This is a genomic window from Ensifer sp. EB106-03-01-XG145, from assembly GCF_058792075.1.
Genome location: NZ_JBYTEC010000016.1, coordinates 57,468 through 78,223, shown reverse-complemented (window position 1 = coordinate 78,223; position 20,756 = coordinate 57,468). Strand labels below are relative to the sequence as shown.

Annotated in this window: 19 protein-coding genes; 15 read left to right on the top strand and 4 right to left on the bottom strand. The window is 63.8% G+C overall.

Annotation, left to right across the window (positions count from 1 at the left end; translation table 11 throughout):
- Nucleotides 1-7: 7 nt before the first annotated feature.
- From cobN to AC3WWH_RS27235, 3 genes are all read left to right on the top strand, one after another.
- Nucleotides 8-3,775: a cobaltochelatase subunit CobN gene (gene cobN, locus AC3WWH_RS27245; RefSeq protein ID WP_058323193.1), complete on the top strand. Its 3,768-nt coding sequence runs from the start codon at nt 8-10 to the stop codon at nt 3,773-3,775.
- 152 nt (nt 3,776-3,927) lie between these two features.
- Nucleotides 3,928-4,572 (top strand): cob(I)yrinic acid a,c-diamide adenosyltransferase, encoded by a 645-nt coding sequence (cobO, locus tag AC3WWH_RS27240; RefSeq protein ID WP_093234602.1) that lies wholly within the window; start codon nt 3,928-3,930, stop codon nt 4,570-4,572.
- Entirely contained in the window at nt 4,572-4,997 is a 426-nt protein-coding gene (locus tag AC3WWH_RS27235) for an EamA family transporter (RefSeq protein ID WP_057254189.1), read from the top strand. The genes cobO and AC3WWH_RS27235 overlap by 1 nt, the downstream gene beginning before the upstream one ends.
- Nucleotides 4,998-5,042: 45 nt before the next feature.
- Here the strand turns inward: AC3WWH_RS27235 and AC3WWH_RS27230 are convergent, their stop codons facing one another.
- The 3 genes from AC3WWH_RS27230 to AC3WWH_RS27220 form a co-directional block, all read right to left on the bottom strand.
- On the bottom strand, nt 5,043-5,636 hold the full coding sequence (locus AC3WWH_RS27230; RefSeq protein ID WP_058323192.1) for a methyltransferase family protein: 594 nt from the start codon (nt 5,634-5,636) through the stop codon (nt 5,043-5,045).
- Between the two features lie 345 nt (nt 5,637-5,981).
- Nucleotides 5,982-6,104, bottom strand: a complete 123-nt coding sequence (locus tag AC3WWH_RS27225) for a hypothetical protein (RefSeq protein ID WP_280137728.1) — start codon at nt 6,102-6,104, stop codon at nt 5,982-5,984.
- A gap of 730 nt (nt 6,105-6,834) precedes the next feature.
- Nucleotides 6,835-7,620 carry a TSUP family transporter gene (locus tag AC3WWH_RS27220; protein ID WP_058323191.1) on the bottom strand — a complete coding sequence of 262 codons (786 nt, stop codon included), beginning with the start codon at nt 7,618-7,620 and terminating at the stop codon, nt 6,835-6,837.
- Between the two features lie 549 nt (nt 7,621-8,169).
- Between AC3WWH_RS27220 and AC3WWH_RS27215 the strand changes: the two genes are divergently transcribed.
- The 6 genes from AC3WWH_RS27215 to AC3WWH_RS27190 all read left to right on the top strand — a co-directional run bounded on the left by AC3WWH_RS27215 (nt 8,170) and on the right by AC3WWH_RS27190 (nt 13,437).
- A complete protein-coding gene (locus tag AC3WWH_RS27215; protein WP_058323190.1) occupies nt 8,170-8,604 on the top strand; it encodes a cobalamin biosynthesis protein in 435 nt (144 codons plus the stop codon).
- A gap of 130 nt (nt 8,605-8,734) precedes the next feature.
- The gene (gene cobA, locus AC3WWH_RS27210; protein ID WP_373419902.1) at nt 8,735-9,574 is read left to right on the top strand and encodes a uroporphyrinogen-III C-methyltransferase; all 840 of its coding nucleotides are present in this window, start codon (nt 8,735-8,737) and stop codon (nt 9,572-9,574) included.
- Nucleotides 9,571-10,872, top strand: a complete 1,302-nt coding sequence (locus AC3WWH_RS27205; RefSeq protein ID WP_058323189.1) for a cobyrinic acid a,c-diamide synthase CobB — start codon at nt 9,571-9,573, stop codon at nt 10,870-10,872. The genes cobA and AC3WWH_RS27205 overlap by 4 nt, the downstream gene beginning before the upstream one ends.
- Nucleotides 10,869-11,888, top strand: coding sequence for a threonine-phosphate decarboxylase CobD (gene cobD / locus AC3WWH_RS27200; RefSeq protein WP_058323188.1), 1,020 nt, complete (start codon nt 10,869-10,871; stop codon nt 11,886-11,888). Before AC3WWH_RS27205 ends, cobD begins: the two co-directional genes overlap by 4 nt.
- A complete protein-coding gene (cbiB, locus tag AC3WWH_RS27195) occupies nt 11,889-12,860 on the top strand; it encodes an adenosylcobinamide-phosphate synthase CbiB (RefSeq protein ID WP_058323187.1) in 972 nt (323 codons plus the stop codon).
- A 148-nt stretch (nt 12,861-13,008) separates the two neighbouring features.
- Nucleotides 13,009-13,437, top strand: a complete 429-nt coding sequence (locus AC3WWH_RS27190) for a L,D-transpeptidase (protein WP_058323186.1) — start codon at nt 13,009-13,011, stop codon at nt 13,435-13,437.
- A gap of 236 nt (nt 13,438-13,673) precedes the next feature.
- On the opposite strand, the gene AC3WWH_RS27185 is transcribed toward AC3WWH_RS27190, so the two are convergent.
- Nucleotides 13,674-14,411 carry a Crp/Fnr family transcriptional regulator gene (locus tag AC3WWH_RS27185; protein WP_058323185.1) on the bottom strand — a complete coding sequence of 246 codons (738 nt, stop codon included), beginning with the start codon at nt 14,409-14,411 and terminating at the stop codon, nt 13,674-13,676.
- Nucleotides 14,412-14,714: 303 nt separating this feature from the next.
- Between AC3WWH_RS27185 and hemN the strand changes: the two genes are divergently transcribed.
- The 6 genes from hemN (at nt 14,715) to AC3WWH_RS27155 (ending at nt 20,754) form a co-directional block, all read left to right on the top strand.
- Nucleotides 14,715-16,064 (top strand): oxygen-independent coproporphyrinogen III oxidase, encoded by a 1,350-nt coding sequence (gene hemN / locus AC3WWH_RS27180; RefSeq protein WP_058323184.1) that lies wholly within the window; start codon nt 14,715-14,717, stop codon nt 16,062-16,064.
- Between the two features lie 159 nt (nt 16,065-16,223).
- Nucleotides 16,224-16,508, top strand: a complete 285-nt coding sequence (locus tag AC3WWH_RS27175; RefSeq protein ID WP_089044188.1) for an acyl carrier protein — start codon at nt 16,224-16,226, stop codon at nt 16,506-16,508.
- Between the two features lie 130 nt (nt 16,509-16,638).
- Nucleotides 16,639-17,124 carry a 3-hydroxyacyl-ACP dehydratase FabZ family protein gene (locus AC3WWH_RS27170; RefSeq protein WP_058323183.1) on the top strand — a complete coding sequence of 162 codons (486 nt, stop codon included), beginning with the start codon at nt 16,639-16,641 and terminating at the stop codon, nt 17,122-17,124.
- A gap of 1 nt (nt 17,125) precedes the next feature.
- Nucleotides 17,126-18,328 carry a beta-ketoacyl-ACP synthase gene (locus tag AC3WWH_RS27165; RefSeq protein ID WP_057254214.1) on the top strand — a complete coding sequence of 401 codons (1,203 nt, stop codon included), beginning with the start codon at nt 17,126-17,128 and terminating at the stop codon, nt 18,326-18,328.
- A gap of 12 nt (nt 18,329-18,340) precedes the next feature.
- A complete protein-coding gene (locus AC3WWH_RS27160) occupies nt 18,341-19,624 on the top strand; it encodes a beta-ketoacyl-ACP synthase (RefSeq protein ID WP_057254216.1) in 1,284 nt (427 codons plus the stop codon).
- A 101-nt stretch (nt 19,625-19,725) separates the two neighbouring features.
- The gene (locus tag AC3WWH_RS27155) at nt 19,726-20,754 is read left to right on the top strand and encodes a zinc-binding dehydrogenase (protein WP_057254218.1); all 1,029 of its coding nucleotides are present in this window, start codon (nt 19,726-19,728) and stop codon (nt 20,752-20,754) included.
- Nucleotides 20,755-20,756 lie beyond the last annotated feature (2 nt).

The following is a 20,756-nucleotide window of genomic DNA, read 5'->3' as shown; positions in this document are numbered from 1 at the left end:
CAAGATCATGCATCTGCTTCTCGCCCAGAAAGGAACGATCGCCGACGGCAACGAGGCGATCGACCTTGGGCAAACGCCGGCCGATATCCTCTTCCTGTCGGCCGCCGACACCGAGCTTTCCTCGATCGCTGCGGCCCACGGCCGGCGCGACGGAGGCCTGAGTCTGCGCATTGCCAGCCTGATGAGCCTGATGCACCCGATGTCGGTCGACACCTATGTCGAGCGCACGGCACGTCATGCGAAGCTGATCGTCGTCCGGCCGCTCGGTGGCGCCAGCTATTTCCGCTATCTGCTCGAAGCCTTGCATGCGGCGGCCGTCACTCACCGTTTCCAGATCGCGGTGCTGCCGGGCGACGACAAGCCGGACCCGGGCCTTGAACCGTTTTCTACGGTTGAGGCCGATGACCGCCAGCGGCTCTGGGCCTATTTCACCGAAGGCGGCGCCGACAATGCCGGCCTGTTCCTCGACTATGCCGAGGCGCTGGTTTCAGGCGCCGAGAAACCGCAGCCGGCCAAGCCTTTGCTGAAAGCCGGCATCTGGTGGCCGGGGCGGGGCGTGATCGGGGTTTCGGATTGGTTGAGTGTTGTGGGGGCTGGAGCCCCCGCATGCGCAAATCCCACCATCGCCATCTGCTTCTACCGCGCGCTGGTCCAGAGTGGCGAGACACGGCCGGTGGAGGCGCTGATCGATGCGCTGGCGGCGCAAGGGGTTCGGGTACTGCCGGTGTTCGTGTCGAGCCTCAAGGATGCCGTGTCCGTCGGCACGCTGCAGGCGATTTTTTCCGAGGCCGCACCCGATGTGGTGATGAACGCCACCGGTTTTGCCGTTTCCTCGCCCGGTGCCGACCGGCAGCCGACGGTGCTGGAATCAACCGGCGCGCCGGTGCTGCAGGTGATCTTCTCCGGCTCATCACGGCAGCAATGGGAGACATCGCCGCAGGGGCTGATGGCGCGCGATCTGGCGATGAACGTGGCGCTACCGGAGGTCGATGGCCGCATCCTTGCGCGCGCCGTCTCGTTCAAGGCGGCGTCGATCTACGATGCGAAAGTCGAGGCTAACATTGTCGGGCATGAGCCGCTCGAAGATCGGGTGCGTTTTGCCGCCAGCCTTGCCGTCAACTGGGCGAAGTTGCGTCGCACCGAACCCGCCGACCGGCGGATCGCCATCGTCATGGCCAATTATCCGAACCGCGACGGGCGCCTCGGCAATGGCGTCGGTCTCGACACACCGGCCGGCACCGTCGAAGTGCTGCGTGCCATGACGGCAGAAGGCTATGCGGTGGGCGACGTCCCGGAGGATGGCGACGCGCTGATGCGTTACCTGATGGCCGGGCCGACCAATGCGGCAGGCCGTGATCGTGAAATTAGAGAAACAATTTCGCTCAGCGATTACAACGCCTTCTTTGATTCGCTTCCGAAACAGATTCAGGATGAAGTTGGCGGCCGTTGGGGCGCGCCCGAGGCCGATCCGTTCTTCCAAGACGGCGGCTTCGCGCTGCCGCTCGCCCGCTTCGGCGATGTCATCGTCGGCATCCAGCCGGCGCGCGGCTACAACATCGATCCGAAGGAAAGCTACCACTCGCCGGACCTGGTGCCGCCGCATGGCTATCTCGCCTTCTATGCCTTCCTGCGCCATCAGTTCGGCGCGCAGGCCATCGTGCATATGGGCAAGCACGGCAATCTCGAATGGCTGCCGGGCAAGGCCTTGGCGCTGTCCGAGACCTGTTATCCCGAGGCGATCTTCGGGCCGCTGCCGCATGTCTATCCGTTCATCGTGAACGATCCGGGCGAAGGCACACAGGCCAAGCGCCGCACCAGCGCCGTCATCATCGACCATCTGACGCCGCCCTTGACGCGCGCCGAATCCTACGGGCCGCTCAAGGATCTGGAGGCGCTGGTCGACGAATATTACGACGCTGCCGGCGGCGACCCGCGACGGCTGCGGCTGCTCAGCCGCCAGATCCTCGATCTCGTTCGCGACATCGGCCTCGACAGCGATGCCGGCATCGACAAGGGCGACAGCGACGACAAGGCGCTGGAAAAGCTCGACGCCTATCTCTGCGACCTCAAGGAAATGCAGATCCGCGACGGCCTGCACATCTTCGGAGTGGCGCCGGAGGGGCGGCTCTTGACGGACCTGACCGTGGCACTGGCGCGCGTCCCACGCGGGCTCGGCGAGGGCGGCGACCAGAGCCTGCAGCGGGCGATCGCGGCGGATGCGGGGCTCCTCTTCGACCCGCTCGATTGCGTGATGTCGGACGTCTGGACCGGCGCAAAGCCATCGATCCTCACCGATATCTCCGACGCCTCCTGGCGCACCAATGGTGACACCGTCGAACGCGTCGAGCTCCTCGCCGCAAGCCTCGTCTCGGGTGAGCAGCCTTGCCCAGCGGATTGGACCAACACGCAAGCCGTGCTCGACGAAATCGAGACCCGCCTCAAGCCCTCCATTACCGGCTCCGGTGCTGCCGAAATGGCCGGTTTTCTCACCGGTCTTGACGGCCGCTTCGTCGCCCCCGGTCCTTCCGGCGCGCCGACCCGCGGCCGCCCGGACGTGCTGCCGACGGGGCGCAACTTCTACTCCGTCGACAGCCGCGCCGTGCCGACACCTGCCGCCTATGAGCTCGGCAAAAAATCCGCCGAACTGCTGATCCGCCGCTACCTGCAGGATCACGGCGAGTGGCCTTCCTCCTTTGGCCTCACCGCCTGGGGCACGGCGAACATGCGCACCGGCGGCGACGACATCGCCCAGGCGCTGGCGCTGATCGGCGCCAAGCCCGTCTGGGACATGGTTTCACGCCGGGTCACGGGCTACGAGATCGTGCCGCTTGCCATGCTCGGCCGGCCGCGCGTCGACGTAACGCTGCGCATTTCCGGTTTCTTCCGCGATGCCTTCCCGGACCAGATCGCCCTCTTCGACAAGGCGATCCGCGCCGTCGGCGCGCTGGAGGAGGACGATGCCGACAACATGATCGCCGCGCGCATGCGGGCGGAAAGCCAGCGGCTGGAGGCAGAAGGCGTCGAGGCTCAAGAGGCCGCGCGTCGCGCCTCCTATCGCATCTTCGGCGCCAAGCCCGGAGCCTATGGCGCAGGCCTGCAGGCGCTGATCGATGAGAAAGGCTGGGACAGCAGAGCCGATCTCGCCGAGGCGTACCTCACCTGGGGCGCCTACGCCTATGGCGCCGGCGAAGAGGGCAAGGCCGAACGCGATCTCTTCGAGGAGCGGCTGCGCACCATCGAAGCGGTGGTGCAGAACCAGGACAACCGCGAGCACGACCTGCTCGACAGCGACGACTACTACCAGTTCGAAGGCGGCATGAGCCTTGCCGCCGAGCATCTTGGCGGCAGCAGGCCGGCGATCTATCACAACGATCATTCCCGGCCGGAAAAGCCTGTCATCCGCTCGCTGGAGGAAGAGATCGGCCGCGTCGTTCGGGCGCGCGTCGTCAATCCCAAGTGGATCGATGGCGTCATGCGCCACGGCTACAAGGGCGCCTTCGAGATCGCCGCCACCGTCGACTACATGTTCGCCTTTGCCGCGACCACCGGTGCGGTGCGTGACCATCACTTCGAGGCCGCCTATCAGGCCTTCGTCGTCGACGAGCGCGTGGCGGAGTTTCTGCGCGACAAGAACCCGGCCGCCTTTGCCGAGCTTGCCGAGCGGCTGCTGGAAGCGATCGACCGCAATCTCTGGACCCCGCGCTCGAACTCGGCGCGGTTTGAACTTGGAGGCATCAGCGGCGCCGCCACCCGGCTTCGCGCCGGCAACGAATAGAGCAGCTCCGGGCACGGTTTTCCGTCCGGAATTGCCTGGAAGCAAAGACTTGGGTTCCGTTTCGCGTTCAGTGAAACACGGAAAAGGAACAGATGCGGGATCAGAGCTGCGGTTTTGCATCGATCCCGCCAACCGGAATTGAGGGAGTTATCATGAGCGATGAGACGACAAACAGCGGCGAAGCCCCTGCCGAGAAGGACGATGCCCGCCACGCCATGAAGATGGCGAAGAAGAAGGCCGCCCGCGAAAAGATCATGGCGACGAAGACCGACGAGAAGGGCCTGATCATCGTCAACACCGGCAAGGGCAAGGGCAAGTCGACCGCCGGTTTCGGCATGATCTTCCGCCATATCGCCCACGGCATGCCCTGCGCCGTCGTGCAGTTCATCAAGGGCGCCATGGCAACGGGCGAGCGCGAACTGATCGAAAAGCATTTCGGTGACGTCTGCCAGTTCTACACGCTCGGCGAAGGCTTTACCTGGGAAACGCAGGACCGCGCGCGTGATGTGGCGATGGCGGAAAAGGCCTGGGAAAAGGCGAAGGAACTGATCCGCGACGAGCGCAACTCGATGGTGCTGCTCGACGAGATCAATATCGCGCTGCGCTACGACTATATCGACGTTGCCGAAGTCGTTCGCTTCCTGAAGGAAGAGAAGCCGCATATGACCCACGTGGTGCTCACCGGCCGCAACGCCAAGGAAGACCTGATCGAGATTGCCGATCTCGTCACCGAGATGGAGCTGATCAAGCATCCGTTCCGCTCTGGCATCAAGGCGCAGCAGGGCGTCGAGTTCTGATGAGCCAGAGCTGGCAGTTCTGGGCGCTGCTTTCGGCAGCCTTCGCTGCCCTGACGGCTGTGTTCGCCAAGGTCGGGGTCGCGCAGATCAACTCCGACTTCGCGACGCTGATCCGCACCGTCGTCATCCTCTGCGTGCTCGCCGGCATTGTGGCTGCGACCGGGCAGTGGCAGAAACCTTCGGAAATCCCGGGCCGCACCTGGCTGTTCCTGGCACTGTCCGGCCTTGCCACGGGCGCTTCGTGGCTTGCCTATTTCCGGGCGCTGAAACTCGGAGACGCCGCCCGCGTGGCGCCGATCGACAAGCTGTCGATCGTCATGGTCGCGATCTTCGGTGTTCTCTTCCTCGGCGAAAAACTCAACCTGATGAACTGGCTCGGCGTCGTGTTGATTGCCGCTGGGGCGCTGCTTTTGGCGGTGTTTTAAAGTCCGGCCGCGTTCGCACAATGTGAGCCGCGCGAATGGTCGAAGTCAGATCCACCGGCGGACACGCCCGCAATAGGCACTGTATGCCTCGCCAAAAACGCGGGAGAGGTGGGTTTCCTCCATGCGGATCTGGTAGGAGATCGAGATCCAGGCGGAACGCGCCAGCGCCACCGAGACGACGTTGGGCACCGCCAGCACCGTGCCGATCAGCGCCGTGACCATGCCGACATAGATCGGGTTGCGCGAGAAGGCGTAGAGGCCTGAGGTCACGAGCGGCGCGTCCTGTTTCTCAGGGATGCCGATCTTCCAGGAACGGCGCATCGCCGATTGCGACAGCATGGTCAGCCCGCCGCCGAGGGCCATCAGCACGAGGCCGATCGCGGCGATGGACGGCGTGTCCAGGGCCGGGATGCGGCCGAATCCCGCGTCGACAACCTGCGGAAAGGCGGCGACCGCCAGCAGGTGAACCACCAGCGCCGCCACGATCACGCGAAAGAGTTTGCCTGCAAACCCCTCGGCATCGTCGCCATAGGTCAGCACGACGGGTGAGCGGCCGGATTGAACGCGGCGCAGCGCTGCCAGCGCCAGCGTGAACAGGCCGACGATAAGCATCAGGATGGCGGGCAGGGTGGTGAACATTGGAACCTCTGGGCAACGACAGGGGGACGCTTGCGGCCGGGCGCCTGTCTCACAGTCTCTGGCTCGCCCGACTTCCGCGACGCATTTCCTGCAAGTTGCAATCTCTAGCGGCTAGAGGTTCAAGGGGGTGCGCACTCGACTTTCGTTTTGGTTAGCGCATTTTGTATCAGCGAGTGTCGATGACAGGGAATGCTCGTCAGGCCCTAGGGAGGATTTCACCGCCATATCCGCACATTGCCTAGATTCAGACATCGCCCCATGACCACCCAATGACCGACATCTATGCGCAGGGTGGTCGCCTTCAGTTTCCAGGAAGCGATCCTGCGTTGGCCGTCCTGATCGTTCTTAGTGGTCCGAGAGTTCCTCGGCCGTTGCGGCAATCTCGGAGTTGCCGAACGTGCCGTCGACATACTTGAAAACAAGTATGCTCATGATCGAGGCGACTATTGCAATCACGACTATACGCATTCGGCTTTCCCGGTGGTCGTTGCGATCTACAGCAACACCCGGCGAAGGCCTTGGTTCCCCCATCTAGTCTAGTTGGCAGGAACAATTGCAGGCGTCGGCGATGGGGCGGTCTCCAAATCCGGCCGAACCGCCAGAATGCTTATTACGAGAGCGACGAGAACGCAGATGAGCATGAGGAAGGCGATACCAGCTTTGTCCATGCCCCGACATCAGACGTTTAATGTGGGCAAATCGAGGCGGCGGCACAGCCGCGTTTAGGGTTGCCCTCTGTGCGGGGGGCCTTGATGAGGCTTCTGGAAGCACGCATATAGATGCCCACATTGTTTAGATCGCGGGTGTACCTTGAAGACCGTTGCTAGAGTTGCGTTTGCTATCGCATCGCTTTTGATAATCGCATCATGCAGTGAAACCGGCCCAGCCCAAACGACCAAGGCGAGCGCATCCGCGGTCCAGCAGGCAGCCAAAGCAAAGGCGGCTCCCACGCCGAAGATGAGCCGAAAGCAGAGAGCCGCAGCGGAAGCTGAGGCAAAGGCGCGTGCAGAAGCGCGCAGTCCTCGGCAATGCAAGACCCCCAAACAGATATGTGGTTACGGCGCCGGGCCAGCAGGCGAAGAATGCTCATGCTGGTCGACCACAGGCGCGCCCGACGTTGGTGTGACAGTCAAGTGACGTTCACTTAAGTCGCGGCATCTGGTTCCAGTCTAGGAGAGCCAGGAACGCGCGCCGGGACTCAAAGCCCCAGCCAGATTCTGAGCGGATGCATCGGATCTGCCAGCAGCCGGATGGCGAGTGCGATCGAGACGATGACGAGCAGCGGCTTGATGATCTTGGCGCCCTTGGCCATGGCATAGCGCGAGCCGACCTGGGCGCCGAGAAACTGGCCGACGCCCATCATCAGGCCGACCTTCCAGAGAATGGCGCCGAAGAAGAGGAAGATGCCAAAGGCGCCGACGTTGGAGCCGAAGTTGAGGAACTTCGTATGCGCCGTGGCCTTCAGCACGCCGAAGCCGGCCAGCGTGACGAAGCCGAGCATGAAGAAGGAGCCGGTGCCGGGGCCAAAGACGCCGTCGTAAAAGCCGATCAGCGGCACGAGCGTCAGCGTAAACACGAAAGGCGTGATCCGGCGGTGTTGGTCGACATCGCCCATGTTCGGCTTCAGGCCAAAGTAGAGCGCGATCGCGATCAGCAGGAAGGGCAGCACGGCCTTCAAGACGTCGCCTGGAACGATGGTTGCAAGCAGCGCCCCCAGCACGGAACCTGCAGCCGACATCAGCGCCATCGGCAATTGCTCTTTCAGGTTCACGTGACCGCGCCGCGCATAGGAAAGGCTTGCCGAGCCCGAGCCGAACAGCCCCTGCAGCTTGTTGGTGCCGAGCGTCTGCAGCGGCGGAATACCGGCGATCAGCATGGCGGGAATGGTGATCATGCCGCCGCCGCCGGCGATCGAATCGATGAAGCCGGCGATGAATGCGGCAACGAACAAGAAGGCGAGCAGGTGGAAGGCGAGATCTTGCACGGGAGGGACTCGGGGAGCGGGAGACGTATGGAGGTTTTGCCGCCTTGTGTCAGAGCCGGGCACGATTTGCAAAGCCTTCCGTTGCGGCATTGTTGGCCGCCCGGGCGGACGACCTCGAATCTTTCGCGGAATCAAAACCTTGTCCTGAGTCGCTGTGTTTCTGGATGGAGGCGCCGGCAATCGTGGGATGGTCGGAAGCGGCCGCCATCGCGATCCGCCGGGCAACTGTGCGCCTTCGTCAATCGCGACATGGCGATGGCGCAATCCGGTTTGACCGGTCTTACGCGCTCCGGTAAAAATGACGGATATGCGACGGCGTCCGCTTCGGTGGACTGAAAGAGCGTCCGGTGCGGCCGACCCAGCCAGGGGGCCATCAGCCGGTGCTGTCCAGATCGGCCGGAACGGTTCGTTCCTGCCGGCGCTTCGTTAAGGAGAACCAACGAAGGGAGCCGGCCGCCGATGCCATCGGTTAGCGGATCAAAGCAATTCCAGCAAAAGTGCGCATCGGTTTTGCGTCCGGAATCGCGTGAAAATAACGTTCTGGCACAAATGAAAGAAGGGGCCGAGCTGGTGCTCGGGCTCGGTTGCGAGCGTCGGACGCCGACCGAAGAGGTGATCGCGCTTGCCGAGCGCGCTTTGGCTGACGCCGGTGCCAGTGCCGGCGATCTGCGGCTGGTCGCCTCGCTCGATGCCCGCGCCGAGGAGCCGGCGATCCTTGCGGCCGCGAAGCATTTCTCCGTTCCTGCAGTCTTCTACGACGCGGCCACGCTGGAGGCCGAAGCCTCCCGTCTCGCCAATCCCTCCGAGATCGTCTTTGCCCACACCGGCTGTCATGGCGTGGCCGAAGGGGCAGCGCTTGTCGGTGCTGGCAGCGAGGCGATGCTGATCGTGCCGAAGATCGTCTCCGCGCATGCGACGGCGGCGCTTGCCGGGCCGGCGGCATTGCGTGTCGAAGAGGGCCGGCAGGCGGCGAAGGTCGTCTGATGCGTTTCTATGTTGTTGAATTGAATCAATCTTTTGTCCGGGTTCTCTCTGAAATGGAATCCGGTTCTTCGCAGGTCGAGTTAGGCGCACCGTCAGGTGGTGCCCGTATACAGGTGAGGCAGCACGCATGATCGACGACCTCTTTGCCGGATTGCCGGCGCTCGAGAAAGGCTCGGTCTGGCTCGTCGGCGCAGGTCCGGGAGACCCGGGCCTTTTGACGCTGCATGCGGCCAATGCGCTGCGCCAGGCGGATGTGATCGTGCATGATGCGCTCGTCAACGAGGATTGCCTGAAGCTCGCCAGACCGGGCGCCGTGCTTGAGTTTGCGGGAAAACGCGGCGGCAAGCCTTCGCCGAAGCAGCGCGACATCTCGCTTCGGCTGGTCGAGCTTGCGCGTGCCGGCAACCGGGTGCTGCGGCTGAAGGGGGGCGATCCCTTCGTCTTCGGCCGCGGCGGCGAGGAGGCGCTGACGCTGGTCGAGCACCAGATCCCGTTTCGCATCGTGCCCGGCATCACCGCCGGCATCGGCGGTCTTGCCTATGCCGGCATTCCCGTGACGCACCGCGAGGTCAATCACGCCGTCACCTTCCTCACCGGCCACGATTCCTCCGGCCTCGTGCCCGATCGCATCAACTGGCAGGGCATCGCCAGCGGCTCGCCCGTGATCGTCATGTACATGGCGATGAAACATATCGGCGCGATCACCGCCAACCTCATTGCCGGCGGCCGTTCGCCGGACGAGCCGGTTGCCTTCGTCTGCAATGCGGCGACGGCGAACCAGACGGTGCTCGAAACGACGCTTTCGCGCGCCGAGGCCGATGTCGAGGCGGCCGGGCTTGAGCCGCCCGCGATCGTCGTCGTCGGCGAGGTGGTGCGGCTCCGGGCAGCGCTCGACTGGATCGGTGCGCTTGATGGCCGCAAGCTCTCGGCCGACCCCTTCGCCAACCGCATTCTCAGGAACCCGGCATGAGCGGACTGCTGATCGCCGCACCGTCGTCGGGCTCGGGCAAGACGACGGTGACGCTCGGGCTGATGCGGGCGCTGAAGAAGCGCGGTGTTGCGATTGCGCCCGGCAAGGCGGGACCTGACTATATCGATCCCGCCTTCCATGCGGCCGCGACCGGCGAGCCCTGTTTCAACTTCGACCCCTGGGCAATGCGGCCGGAACTGCTGCTTGCGAACGCTTCGCATGCCACGACCGGTGGCCGCACGCTGATCGTCGAGGCGATGATGGGCCTGCATGACGGCGCCGCCGACGGCTCCGGTTCGCCCGCCGATCTCGCAGCGACGCTCGATCTCGCCGTCATCCTCGTTGTCGATTGCGCCCGCCTGTCCCATTCGGTCGCCGCACTCGTTCGCGGTTATGCGGACCATCGCGACGATATTCGGGTGGTTGGCGTCATCCTCAACAAGGTCGGCAGTGACCGGCACGAGATGATGCTGCGCGATGCGCTGGAGCGGGTGAGCATGCCGGTTTTCGGTGTCTTGCGGCAGGACAGTGCGCTGCAACTGCCGGAGCGCCATCTCGGCCTCGTGCAGGCGGGCGAGCATGGGGCGCTCGAAGGTTTCATCGGGGCTGCTGCCGAACGCGTGGAGGCGAACTGCGACCTCGATGCCGTCGGCCGCGCTGCGACGATCTTTCCGCACGGGTCGGTCACGAGGATCGAGCGGTTCCGGCCGCTCGGGCAACGCATCGCCGTGGCGCGCGATATCGCCTTTGCCTTCTCTTACGAGCATCTGTTGTTCGACTGGCAGCGGGGCGGCGCCGAAATCTCGTTCTTCTCGCCGCTCGCCGACGAAGCGCCGGATCCTTCGGCCGACGCCGTCTATCTGCCGGGCGGTTATCCGGAGCTGCATGCGGGGCACTTAAGTGCTGCTTCAACCTTCCGTACCGGCATGCAATCCGCGGCGGAACGCGGCGCCCGGATCTTCGGCGAATGCGGCGGCTACATGGTGCTCGGCGAAGGGCTTGTCGCCGCTGATGGCGCACGCTACGACATGCTCGGCCTGCTGCCGCTGACGACCAGTTTTGCCGAGCGCAGGCGGCACCTCGGCTATCGCCGCGTCGTGCCTGTCGACAACGCCTTCTTCGATGGACCCATGACGGCGCACGAATTCCACTATGCGACCATCGTCGCCGAAGGTGCGGCGGGCCGGCTGTTTGCGGTCAGCGATGCGGCCGGCGAGAATCTCGGCCATGCGGGCCTCAGGCGCGGCAATGTCGCCGGCTCCTTCATGCATCTCATCGACATCGCAGGCGCGCCATGAGCGCACCGATCGTTCACGGTGGCGGCATCACCGAAGCCGCAGCCCGCTTTGGCGGCCGCTTCGAAGACTGGCTCGATCTTTCGACCGGTATCAATCCTTGCCCCGTCGCCGTGCCGGCGGTGCCGGAACGCGCGTGGCACCGGCTGCCGGATCGGCAGACGGTGGATGACGCACGCCTGGCAGCGGCAGATTATTACCGCACCAATGGCGTGCTGCCGTTGCCGGTGCCGGGCACCCAGTCGGCGATCCAGCTTTTGCCGCGTCTCATAAATGAAAACGGGAAGGCGCCGGCGAACAGGCGCGTCGCGATCTTCGGGCCGACCTATGGCGAATATGCCCGTGTGCTGTCGGCAGCCGGCTTTGCCGTCGATCGCGTCGAAGATGCCGCTGCGCTCAGCGCCGAGCATGCCCTGGTCATCGTGGTAAACCCCAACAACCCGACTGGCCGTGCCTTCGCGTCCGCCGAACTTCTGGCGATGGCGGCGAGGCAGAAGGCAAACGGCGGGCTGCTGCTGGTCGACGAAGCCTTCGGCGATCTTGAGCCGGAGTTGAGCGTCGCCGGCCATGTGCGCGATGAAGGCAACCTCATCGTCTTCCGCTCCTTCGGCAAGTTCTTCGGGCTCGCCGGTCTGCGCCTCGGCTTCGTCGTCGCGACGGAGCCTGTGCTTGCGTCCTTTGCCGATTGGCTCGGTCCCTGGGCCGTCTCCGGCCCGGCGCTGACCATCTCGAAAGCGTTGATGCAGGGCGACACCAGGGCGATTGCGGCCGGTATCCTCGAGCGGCGAGCCGGCCTCGATACGGCGCTTGATGGAGCAGGGCTCAAGCGGATCGGTGGAACAGGGCTCTTCGTGCTGGTCGAGCATCCGAGGGCCGCTCTGTTGCAGCAGCGGCTCTGCGAGGCGCATATCCTCGCGCGCAAGTTCGACTATGCGCCGGAGTGGCTGAGGATCGGTCTGGCACCGGATGCGGTGGGTGACCGGCGACTGGCGGATGCGCTTGCGCGGATGGAGCTCTGAATGTCGGAGACCATCCTTCTCATCCTCGCGCTGGCGCTGGTGATCGACCGCGTCGTCGGTGACCCGGACTGGCTCTGGGCGCGTCTGCCGCATCCGGTCGTCTTCTTCGGCAAGGCGATCGGCTTCCTCGATGACAGGTTGAACCGCGAGAATCTGGAGGACGGCGCGGCCAGGTTTCGTGGCGTTGTCACCATCGTGCTGCTGCTTGCCGTCAGCGCCTGGTTCGGCCACCTGCTGCACCGCCTGTTCGCCACTCTCGGTCCGGTCGGCTTCCTGCTGGAGGCGGCGCTGGTCGCGGTTTTCCTGGCGCAGAAGAGCCTTGCCGATCATGTGCGCCGCGTTGCCGAGGGCTTGCGGCAAGGGGGGCTCGAAGGCGGGCGGGCGGCCGTTTCGATGATCGTCGGCCGCGATCCGAAGACGCTCAACGAACCGGCGGTCTGCCGCGCGGCGATCGAAAGCCTCGCCGAAAACTTCTCCGACGGCGTCGTGGCGCCGGCCTTCTGGTATGCGATCGCCGGTCTGCCCGGTCTGCTCGCCTACAAGATGCTGAACACGGCCGACTCGATGATCGGCCACAAATCGCCGAAATATCTGCACTTCGGCTGGGCTTCGGCGCGGCTCGACGATCTTGCCAACCTGCCGGCAGCACGGCTCTCGATCCTGCTGATCGCCGCTGGCGCGCTGATCCACCGTGGCACGCGCGCCGCCAAGGATGCGTTGACGGCGGCCCTTCGTGATCACGGCCTGCACCGCTCGCCGAATTCCGGTTGGCCGGAAGCGGCGATGGCGGGGGCGCTCGATCTGCAGCTTGCCGGTCCGCGCATCTATGGCGGCGTCAAGGTCAGCGAGCCGATGATCAATGGTCCGGGTCGCGCCGTTGCGCGAAGCGAAGATATCGATGCCGGCATCGCTGTATTCTATGGCGCCTGCACGGTGATGACCGTTTTTGTTCTTGCCGTCGCGATGATTTGATCGTTTCGGCGGCTCCCGTCTTGCGAAATCGTGCTTCGCATTAAGACTTTGCTTTCCATATGTATTAAGATTGCTTCATACTCGGCCGGTTATTCTCTTCGGACGTTTGGTTCCACCGGTAAGTGTTTGTCCTCCCGGAGAGAGAAGCATGCGGAATGCGTTTTTGACTGTGCTCGTTGCCGCTTTGATGCAGTTTTCCGTTCAGCCGGCGAACGCCGCCAATCTCATTGCCAATATCAGCCTGTCGTCGCAGACGATGACCGTCAAACAGAACGGCATCGTCATGTACCGCTGGAAGGTGTCTACCGCCCGCAGGGGCTATGTCACGCCGCGCGGTAGCTGGAGGGCCAAATGGCTCTCACGCTACCATCGCTCGAGCAAATACGACGACGCGCCGATGCCCTATGCGGTGTTCTTCAATGGCGGTTACGCCATTCACGCCACCTATGACATCAAGCGCCTCGGCCGCCCGGCATCACACGGCTGCGTGCGGCTGCATCCGAACAACGCCGCCGAGTTCTTCGCGCTGACGCGCGAGCATGGGCTGAAGAACACGCGCATCGTGATTGCGCGCTGATCGGAGCTGCCCCTCATCCGGCTGCCGCCACCTTCTCCCCGCAGGCGGGGAGAAGGGACCTGTGGCGCCGTTTCCGTTTCATCATCGGCGGCCTCCTTTGGGGGACTAACCGCAGGCGACGTTCCCTCTCCCCGCCTGCGGGGAGAGGGGTAGGGTGAGGGGCAATTTCGCTGCTGGAAAATTCGGTGTAACACCGCACATCTGCGAGCGTCTTCGCAGCCACCGCTGAGCGCGGCTCAGTCGATCCCGCCGACATGCATCAGCCGCTCGAGGCTCGGCACGGTGACGTGGCGGCTGTTTTCGATGCGGATGACGTTTTCCTTGCGCAGCTTGGTGATCTGCCGGCTGACGGTTTCGATCGTCAGGCCCAGATAGTCGGCGATGTCGGCGCGCGAAAGCGGCAGGTCGAATTCGTTCGCGGTCCCCTGTTCGGGGTCGATATGGGTGGCAATGATGTAGAGGAAGCTCGCCACTTTCTCCTGGGCGGTCTTGCGCCCGAGCGTCAGCATCCAGTCGCGCGCCTCGTCGAGCTCCTTCAGGGCCTGCTCGTGCAGTCGGTGTTCCAGCCCCGGCGCCTCGGAAACGAGCCGCTCGATGACGTTGCGCGGGAAGGCGCAGATGTCGGTGTTGACGGCGGCTTCCGCCGTCAGCGCGCTTTCGCGGGTGAAGGGACGTCCCATGAAGTCGGGCGCGAACTGCAGGCCGACGATCTGCTGGCGGCCATCGGCCAGAACTTTGCTGAGCTTGACGACACCGCTGATGATGTTGGCGTAGCTGTCCGTCGTCTCGCCCTGGCCGACGACCTCGCGGCCCGGCTCGATGCTGCGGCGTGTCGAGTGGCGGGAGAGGTCGAGAAGCTGATCCGGGGTGAGCGTTCCGCAAACGCCGCCATGACGGGCCTCGCAGGCTGCGCAGACGGTCGGAATGTCCGAGTTATGGATATCCTTGCGGCGATGTTCGTTCACGATCTGCAATTCTTTCTACCTGCATGTCGTTGCTCTTACAGCGCCGCGCGTCTCGTCTGACGCACAAAGGTCGCTGTAGCACTTTGAAGTGCTGCATGTTTATCCTTCAAAGGAAACATGCAGCAGGATGACCAAAGAGGATGCAGGTCGTTAAATCAAGAGTTGACAGGTGCTAATTTCGAAAGCGCGAAACAATGTCTCATGTTGAATTGCGCATTGTCAATTTTAACGTGTTAATTCGACAACTTGATCAAAATCAAAGGCACGTTTGCCCATTCGTCCTATGCCACCGTCATGACAGCGGAGAGACCGATGGAAGACGCGCTCATCCTCAAATATTCAGGCCCTGTGCCGCGCTACACCAGCTACCCGACGGCCCCGCATTTTTCCGAGACGGTGGGCACAGCGGATTATGAAAGCTGGCTCGATGCGATCGGCGCGGGGGAGGCGATTTCGCTCTATGCCCATGTGCCCTATTGCGACCGGCTCTGTTGGTTCTGCGCTTGCCACACCAAGCAGACACTGCGCTATGAGCCCGTGGCGACCTATCTCAGAGGCCTGCACCGCGAGGTTGCAGAAGTCGGCGGACGGGTGAGCCGCGAGGCCAAGGTGACGGCGCTGCATTTCGGCGGCGGCTCGCCGACGCTCGTCCGGCCGGATGACATGATCGCGCTCAAGCGCACCTTCACCGATCACTTCACCTTCACGCCCGATTGCGAGATCAGTGTCGAGATGGATCCGAACGACCTCGATGAGGCGCGCCATGATGCGCTGGCCGTGATCGGCATGACACGGGCGAGCTTTGGCATCCAGGATTTCGATCCTGAGGTGCAGAAGGCGATCAATCGCATCCAGACCTTTGAGCAGACGCGCGGTGCGATCGAGGCATCCCGGGCGAGGGGCGTCCACTCGGTCAATTGCGACGTTCTCTACGGTTTGCCCTATCAGAGCCTCCAGTCGCTGGAGCGCACGATAGAGGCGGTGCTGACGCTTGTTCCGGATCGCGTTGCGCTCTTCGGCTATGCGCATGTGCCGTGGATGAAGACGCATCAGAAGATGATCCCGGACGAGAGCCTTCCCGGCATTGTCGAGCGCTTTGGCCAGATGACCCGCGCCGGCGAGATGCTGGTTGCGGCGGGCTACGAAGCCATCGGCATCGATCATTTCGCAAAGCCCGGAGACAGCTTGGCGCGTGCCAGCCGGGAAGGGCGTCTCCGTCGCAATTTCCAGGGCTATACGGACGATGCCGCGGAAACGCTTGTTGGCCTCGGCGCCTCGGCGATCGGCCAGTTTCGTCAAGGTTATGTCCAGAACATGCCGGCAACCGGTGAATATCTGCGTCATGTGGAAGGGACGGGGCTGGCCGCGGTTCGCGGCTACCGCTTCACGCCGGACGACCGGCTGAGGGCAAAAGTGATCGCCGACATCATGTGCCGTTTCGCCTTCTCCTTTGACGAGGTCGAGCAGGCATTTCCGGGTCTGGCCGGCGCGGTGATCGAGGAATCGCGGCTGTTTCGGGCGCGCGATGCCGACGGGTTGACGACGATCGAGAACGGCATCTTCCGCCTGACCGAGCGCGGCCGACCCTTTGCCCGCTCGGTGGCGGCGGCCTTTGATGCCTATCTCGGTAACGGCCGTGGCCGGCATTCGGTGGCGGTCTGACCGATGCGCTTATCCGTACTGTGGGCATCAGAGCGCCTTGTGCGCGCGGCGCTCTGGCAACACCGGTTTCCTATTTGCAAACCGTTGCCATCTAGGCCATTGGCTTTTGCGGCGCATTTACCTATAGGATCGCCGAGACTCGACATAGAATAAAGAGGTATGCGCGTGACAGCTACATTCGACAAGGTTGCCGACATCATCGCCGAAACGAGCGAGATCGATCGCGAGACGATCACGCCGGAAAGCCACACGATCGACGATCTTGGCATCGACAGCCTGGACTTCCTCGACATCGTGTTTGCGATCGACAAGGAATTCGGCATCAAGATCCCGCTCGAGCAGTGGACGCAGGAAGTCAACGAAGGCAAGGTTTCGACCGAAGAGTACTTCGTTCTGAAGAACCTCTGCGCCAAGATCGACGAACTGCGGGCTGCCAAGGGCTGATCGGGCTTTCGCCCGAGCCTTGCCGCACCAATTCCAATGCCGCCCGTCGCGCCCCGCGCTTGACAGGCGGCATTGGCGTTTTTACTTGAGCCCGAAACGAACGGCCCGAAAACGAACAGGGTGAGCCTCAATGCTCCTTGAATACTTCCAGATGATCGATCGTGTCGAAGCGGTCGATCTTGCGGCTGGCCGGCTGACGGCGCGGTCCGTGGTGCCAGAGAAGAGCCCCGTGTTCGAAGGCCATTTCCCAGGCTATCCGCTGGTTCCGGGCGTGCTTCTGATCGAGACCATGGCGCAGGCCTCCGGTTTCCTGGTGCTGGCCGCCACCAATTTTGCAGCCATGCCCTTCCTGATGTCGGTCGACGGCGCCAAGATGCGCAGCTTCGTCGAGCCTTCGGCCGAACTCGAGATCGAGGCCTTCCTCGAACATGAGGGTTCGGGCTTTGCAGTGACGAAGGCAAAGATCACCTCGGCCGGCAAGAAGGTGTGCGACGCCCAGCTGAAACTGAGAACGATGCCGTTCGATCAGGTTCCGCTCGGCGATATCGTACGCAAGCGGGCCGAGGAAGTGGGTCTGATGGCGGCTCTTTCGGCAACAGCCGGTTCGGAGAAGTAAGATGAGCAAATCCGCAAACGACGTTGTCATTACCGGCGTCGGTATCGTCACCAGCCAGGGCGTCGGCGTCGAGCCACATCTGGCGCTGCTCACCGCCGGCACATCGCCGGCCGTGCGGGTCGAGACCGAAAAGTTCAGCCCCTATCCGGTGCATCCGCTGCCGGAAATCGACTGGTCGCAGCAGATCGCCAAGCGTGGCGACCAGCGCCAGATGGAAAACTGGCAGCGCCTCGGTGTCTTCGCCGCCGGCCTGGCGCTCGATGACGCCGGCCTGAAGGACAATCTCGAAGCCTGCGGCAGCATGGACATGATCGTCGCTGCCGGCGGCGGCGAGCGCGACATCAATGTCGACTCGCTGATCGTCGACGAAGCGCTGAAGCGCAACGATCGCGAACAGCTCCTCAACGAAAAGCTGACGACGGAACTGCGCCCGACGCTGTTCCTCGCCCAGCTTTCCAACCTGCTCGCCGGCAACATCTCGATCGTGCACAAGGTGACCGGTTCTTCGCGCACCTTCATGGGTGAGGAAGCGGCCGGCATCTCGGCGATCGAAACCGCCTTTGCCCGCATCAAGGCCGGCCAGTCGAGCCATACGCTCGTCGGCGGCGCCTTTTCCGCCGAACGTCTCGACATCATTCTCCTGATCGAAGCGATCCAGGGCCACGCGCTTGGCGACTGGCACCCGATCTGGTCGCGCAAGGCTGACAATGGCGGCGGCATGATCCTTGGTTCGGTCGGCGCCTTCCTGGTGCTGGAATCGCGCGAATATGCCGAAGCCCGCGGCGCCCGCATCTATGCCTCGATCGACGCGATCGGCGGCGACCGCGGCGCGCGTGACGGCGGCAAGCTCGAAGCGCGTCTTGGCGACCTCGCCAAGCCTGCGGAAAAGCTTGATGCGGCCTCGACCGTCGTGTTCTCCGGTACGTCCGGTTTCCATGAGCTCGTGGCCCGCGAGAAGGCGTTCCTCGACAAGACGTTTGCCGGTGCGCCGGTGCGTGCCTATGGCGGTCTTGTCGGCCACAGCATCGAAGCGCAGTTCCCGCTGGGTCTAGCGCTGGCAGCACTGACGCTGGGCGAGGGCGCCAAGGTGCCGGCCTTTGACGCCGGTGCGGAAAAGCCGATGACGGCGGCGGCGAAAAGCGCCGTGGTCACCACCATCGGCCATTCGCGCGGCGAAGGCGTCGCCGTCCTTTCGGCGGAATAACAGGAGCGGACCATGAGCAACGCTTACAAGGACCATCTCGGCCGCCCGATCATCGCCATTACCGGCATGGGCGTCATCACCTCGCTCGGCCAGGGCGTCGAAGATAACTGGGCAGCGCTTTCGGGCGGCGTATCGGGCATCCACAAGATCACCCGCTTCCCGACGGAAGGCTTGAACACGCGCATTTCCGGCACCGTCGATTTCATCGATATCCCGGCTGCCAATTCCGTCGAGCGCTCCTATGCGATGGCGCGCGAAACGACGCTGGAAGCTTTGGCGCAGGCCGGCATTTCCGGCGATTTCAACGGCCCCTTGTTCCTGGCCGCCCCGCCGGTCGAGCCGGAATGGAGCGCGCGCTTCGAGCTTGCCGACCGTTCGCCGCCATCGGAGCGCCCGGGCGACGCCTATAACCGCTTCCTCGCCGCCATGCGCCAGAAGGCCGATCCGGTGTTCCACGAAGCCGTGCTTTTCGGCTCGATCTCTGAACGCCTGGCCGATCGCTTCGGCACGCGCGGCCTGCCGGTGACGCTGTCGACCGCTTGCGCTTCCGGCGCCACCGCGATCCAGCTCGGCGTCGAGGCGATCCGCCAGGGCCGCACCGATCGTGCGCTGACGGTTGCGACCGACGGCTCGGTCAGCGCCGAGGCACTGATCCGCTTTGCGCTGCTTTCGGCACTCTCCACCCAGAACGATCCCCCGGAAAAGGCCTCCAAGCCCTTCACCAAGGACCGCGACGGCTTCGTCATCGCTGAAGGTGCAGCGACCCTGGTGCTGGAATCGCTCGAAGCGGCCGTTGCCCGCGGCGCCCGCGTCTACGGCATCCTCAAGGGCTGCGGTGAGAAGGCCGATCTCTTCCACCGCACGCGCTCCTCGCCGGACGGTGGCCCGGCGATCGCGACGATCCGCGCAGCCCTTGCCGACGCCGGCATCAATGAGGACGGTATCGGCTACATCAACGCCCATGGCACCTCGACGCCCGAGAACGACAAGATGGAATATCTGTCGATGTCGGCCGTCTTTGGCGATCGCCTGCCGTCGATCCCGGTCTCGTCCAACAAGTCGATGATCGGCCACACGCTGACGGCCGCCGGTGCGGTCGAGGCGGTGTTCTCGATCCAGACGATGCTGACCGGCACGCTGCCGCCGACGATCAACTACCAGAACCCCGATCCGGCGATCGTGCTCGACGTGGTGCCGAACGTGAAGCGCAGCCAGCAGGTGACTGCGGTGCTGTCGAACTCCTTCGGCTTCGGCGGCCAGAACGCCAGCCTTGTCATGACCGCCGAGCCGGCCTAAGCCGGAAACTCAAGAGCTGCAGCGCCTTTCTCGCGCCCCGTCGGGCGCGCGGCGCTGCAAAATCCAAGACGCAAACATGCCGCCAAGGCAGAGGAAGAACCATGCGCGCCCTGCAACTGCTCGATGACCGCAAGCTCGAAATCACCGACATTCCGGAACCGGAAGCGCCCGGCCCGGGCGAGGTGACCCTGCGCGTCAAGGCGGTCGCGCTCAACCATATCGACGTCTGGGGCTGGCGCGGCATGGCCTTTGCCAAGCGCAAGATGCCGCTCGTGATCGGTGCGGAAGCTTCGGGCGTGGTCGACGCGATCGGTCCGGGCGTTTCGAGCGTGCTGCCGGGTCAGCTCGTCTCGATCTATGGCGCGCGCACCTGTGGCCTCTGCCGTCCGTGCAAGGAAGGCCGCGACAATCTCTGCGAACATGTCGGCGGCGTGCACGGCTTCCATCTCGACGGCTTTGCGCAGGAAAAGATCAACCTGCCGGCGCGCCTGCTGGTGCCGGCACCTCCGGGCGTCGATGCCGTTGCTGCAGCGCTTGCGCCGGTCACCTTCGGCACGGTCGAGCACATGCTGTTCGATAATGCCAAGCTTGAGCCGGGTGAAACCATCCTGGTTCATGCCGGCGGCTCCGGCATCGGCTCGGCGGCGATCCAGCTCGCCAAGAAGATCGGCTGCACGGTGATCACCACTGTCGGCTCCGACGACAAGATCGAGAAGGCCAAGGCGCTTGGCGCCGATCACGTCATCAACTACCGCACCGACCGCTTCGAAGGCGTGGTGCGCAAGCTCACCAAGAAGAAGGGCGTCGACGTCGTGTTCGAACACGTCGGCAAGGACACCTGGGCGGGCTCGATGCTCTGCATGAAGCGCGGCGGCCGTCTGGTCACCTGCGGTTCCACCTCGGGCGTTTCCACCGACATGAACCTGATGATGCTGTTCCAACAGCAACTGAAGCTGCTCGGCTCCTTCGGCTGCCGCATGGAGAACATGGCGAACGCCATGCAGAAAATGGCTCGCGGCCTGGTGCATCCGGTCATCGACACTGAAATCAGCCTCGATCAGATCGACCGGGCGCTGGAGCGCATGGAATCGCGCCAGATCTTCGGCAAGATCATCCTGAAGATGGATTGATC

Coding starts and splice junctions, on each gene's coding strand:
- AC3WWH_RS27190 (WP_058323186.1), top strand. CDS start 13,009: ATGCGGAATGCGTTTTTGACTGTGCTCGTTGCCGCTTTGATGCAGTTT.
- AC3WWH_RS27230 (WP_058323192.1), bottom strand. CDS start 5,636: ATGTTCACCACCCTGCCCGCCATCCTGATGCTTATCGTCGGCCTGTTC.
- AC3WWH_RS27215 (WP_058323190.1), top strand. CDS start 8,170: ATGAAAGAAGGGGCCGAGCTGGTGCTCGGGCTCGGTTGCGAGCGTCGG.
- AC3WWH_RS27160 (WP_057254216.1), top strand. CDS start 18,341: ATGAGCAACGCTTACAAGGACCATCTCGGCCGCCCGATCATCGCCATT.
- AC3WWH_RS27175 (WP_089044188.1), top strand. CDS start 16,224: ATGCGCGTGACAGCTACATTCGACAAGGTTGCCGACATCATCGCCGAA.
- AC3WWH_RS27225 (WP_280137728.1), bottom strand. CDS start 6,104: ATGCGTATAGTCGTGATTGCAATAGTCGCCTCGATCATGAGCATACTT.
- cobD (WP_058323188.1), top strand. CDS start 10,869: ATGAGCGCACCGATCGTTCACGGTGGCGGCATCACCGAAGCCGCAGCC.
- AC3WWH_RS27235 (WP_057254189.1), top strand. CDS start 4,572: ATGAGCCAGAGCTGGCAGTTCTGGGCGCTGCTTTCGGCAGCCTTCGCT.
- AC3WWH_RS27170 (WP_058323183.1), top strand. CDS start 16,639: ATGCTCCTTGAATACTTCCAGATGATCGATCGTGTCGAAGCGGTCGAT.
- AC3WWH_RS27205 (WP_058323189.1), top strand. CDS start 9,571: ATGAGCGGACTGCTGATCGCCGCACCGTCGTCGGGCTCGGGCAAGACG.
- AC3WWH_RS27165 (WP_057254214.1), top strand. CDS start 17,126: ATGAGCAAATCCGCAAACGACGTTGTCATTACCGGCGTCGGTATCGTC.
- AC3WWH_RS27155 (WP_057254218.1), top strand. CDS start 19,726: ATGCGCGCCCTGCAACTGCTCGATGACCGCAAGCTCGAAATCACCGAC.
- cobO (WP_093234602.1), top strand. CDS start 3,928: ATGAGCGATGAGACGACAAACAGCGGCGAAGCCCCTGCCGAGAAGGAC.
- cobN (WP_058323193.1), top strand. CDS start 8: ATGCATCTGCTTCTCGCCCAGAAAGGAACGATCGCCGACGGCAACGAG.
- hemN (WP_058323184.1), top strand. CDS start 14,715: ATGGAAGACGCGCTCATCCTCAAATATTCAGGCCCTGTGCCGCGCTAC.
- cbiB (WP_058323187.1), top strand. CDS start 11,889: ATGTCGGAGACCATCCTTCTCATCCTCGCGCTGGCGCTGGTGATCGAC.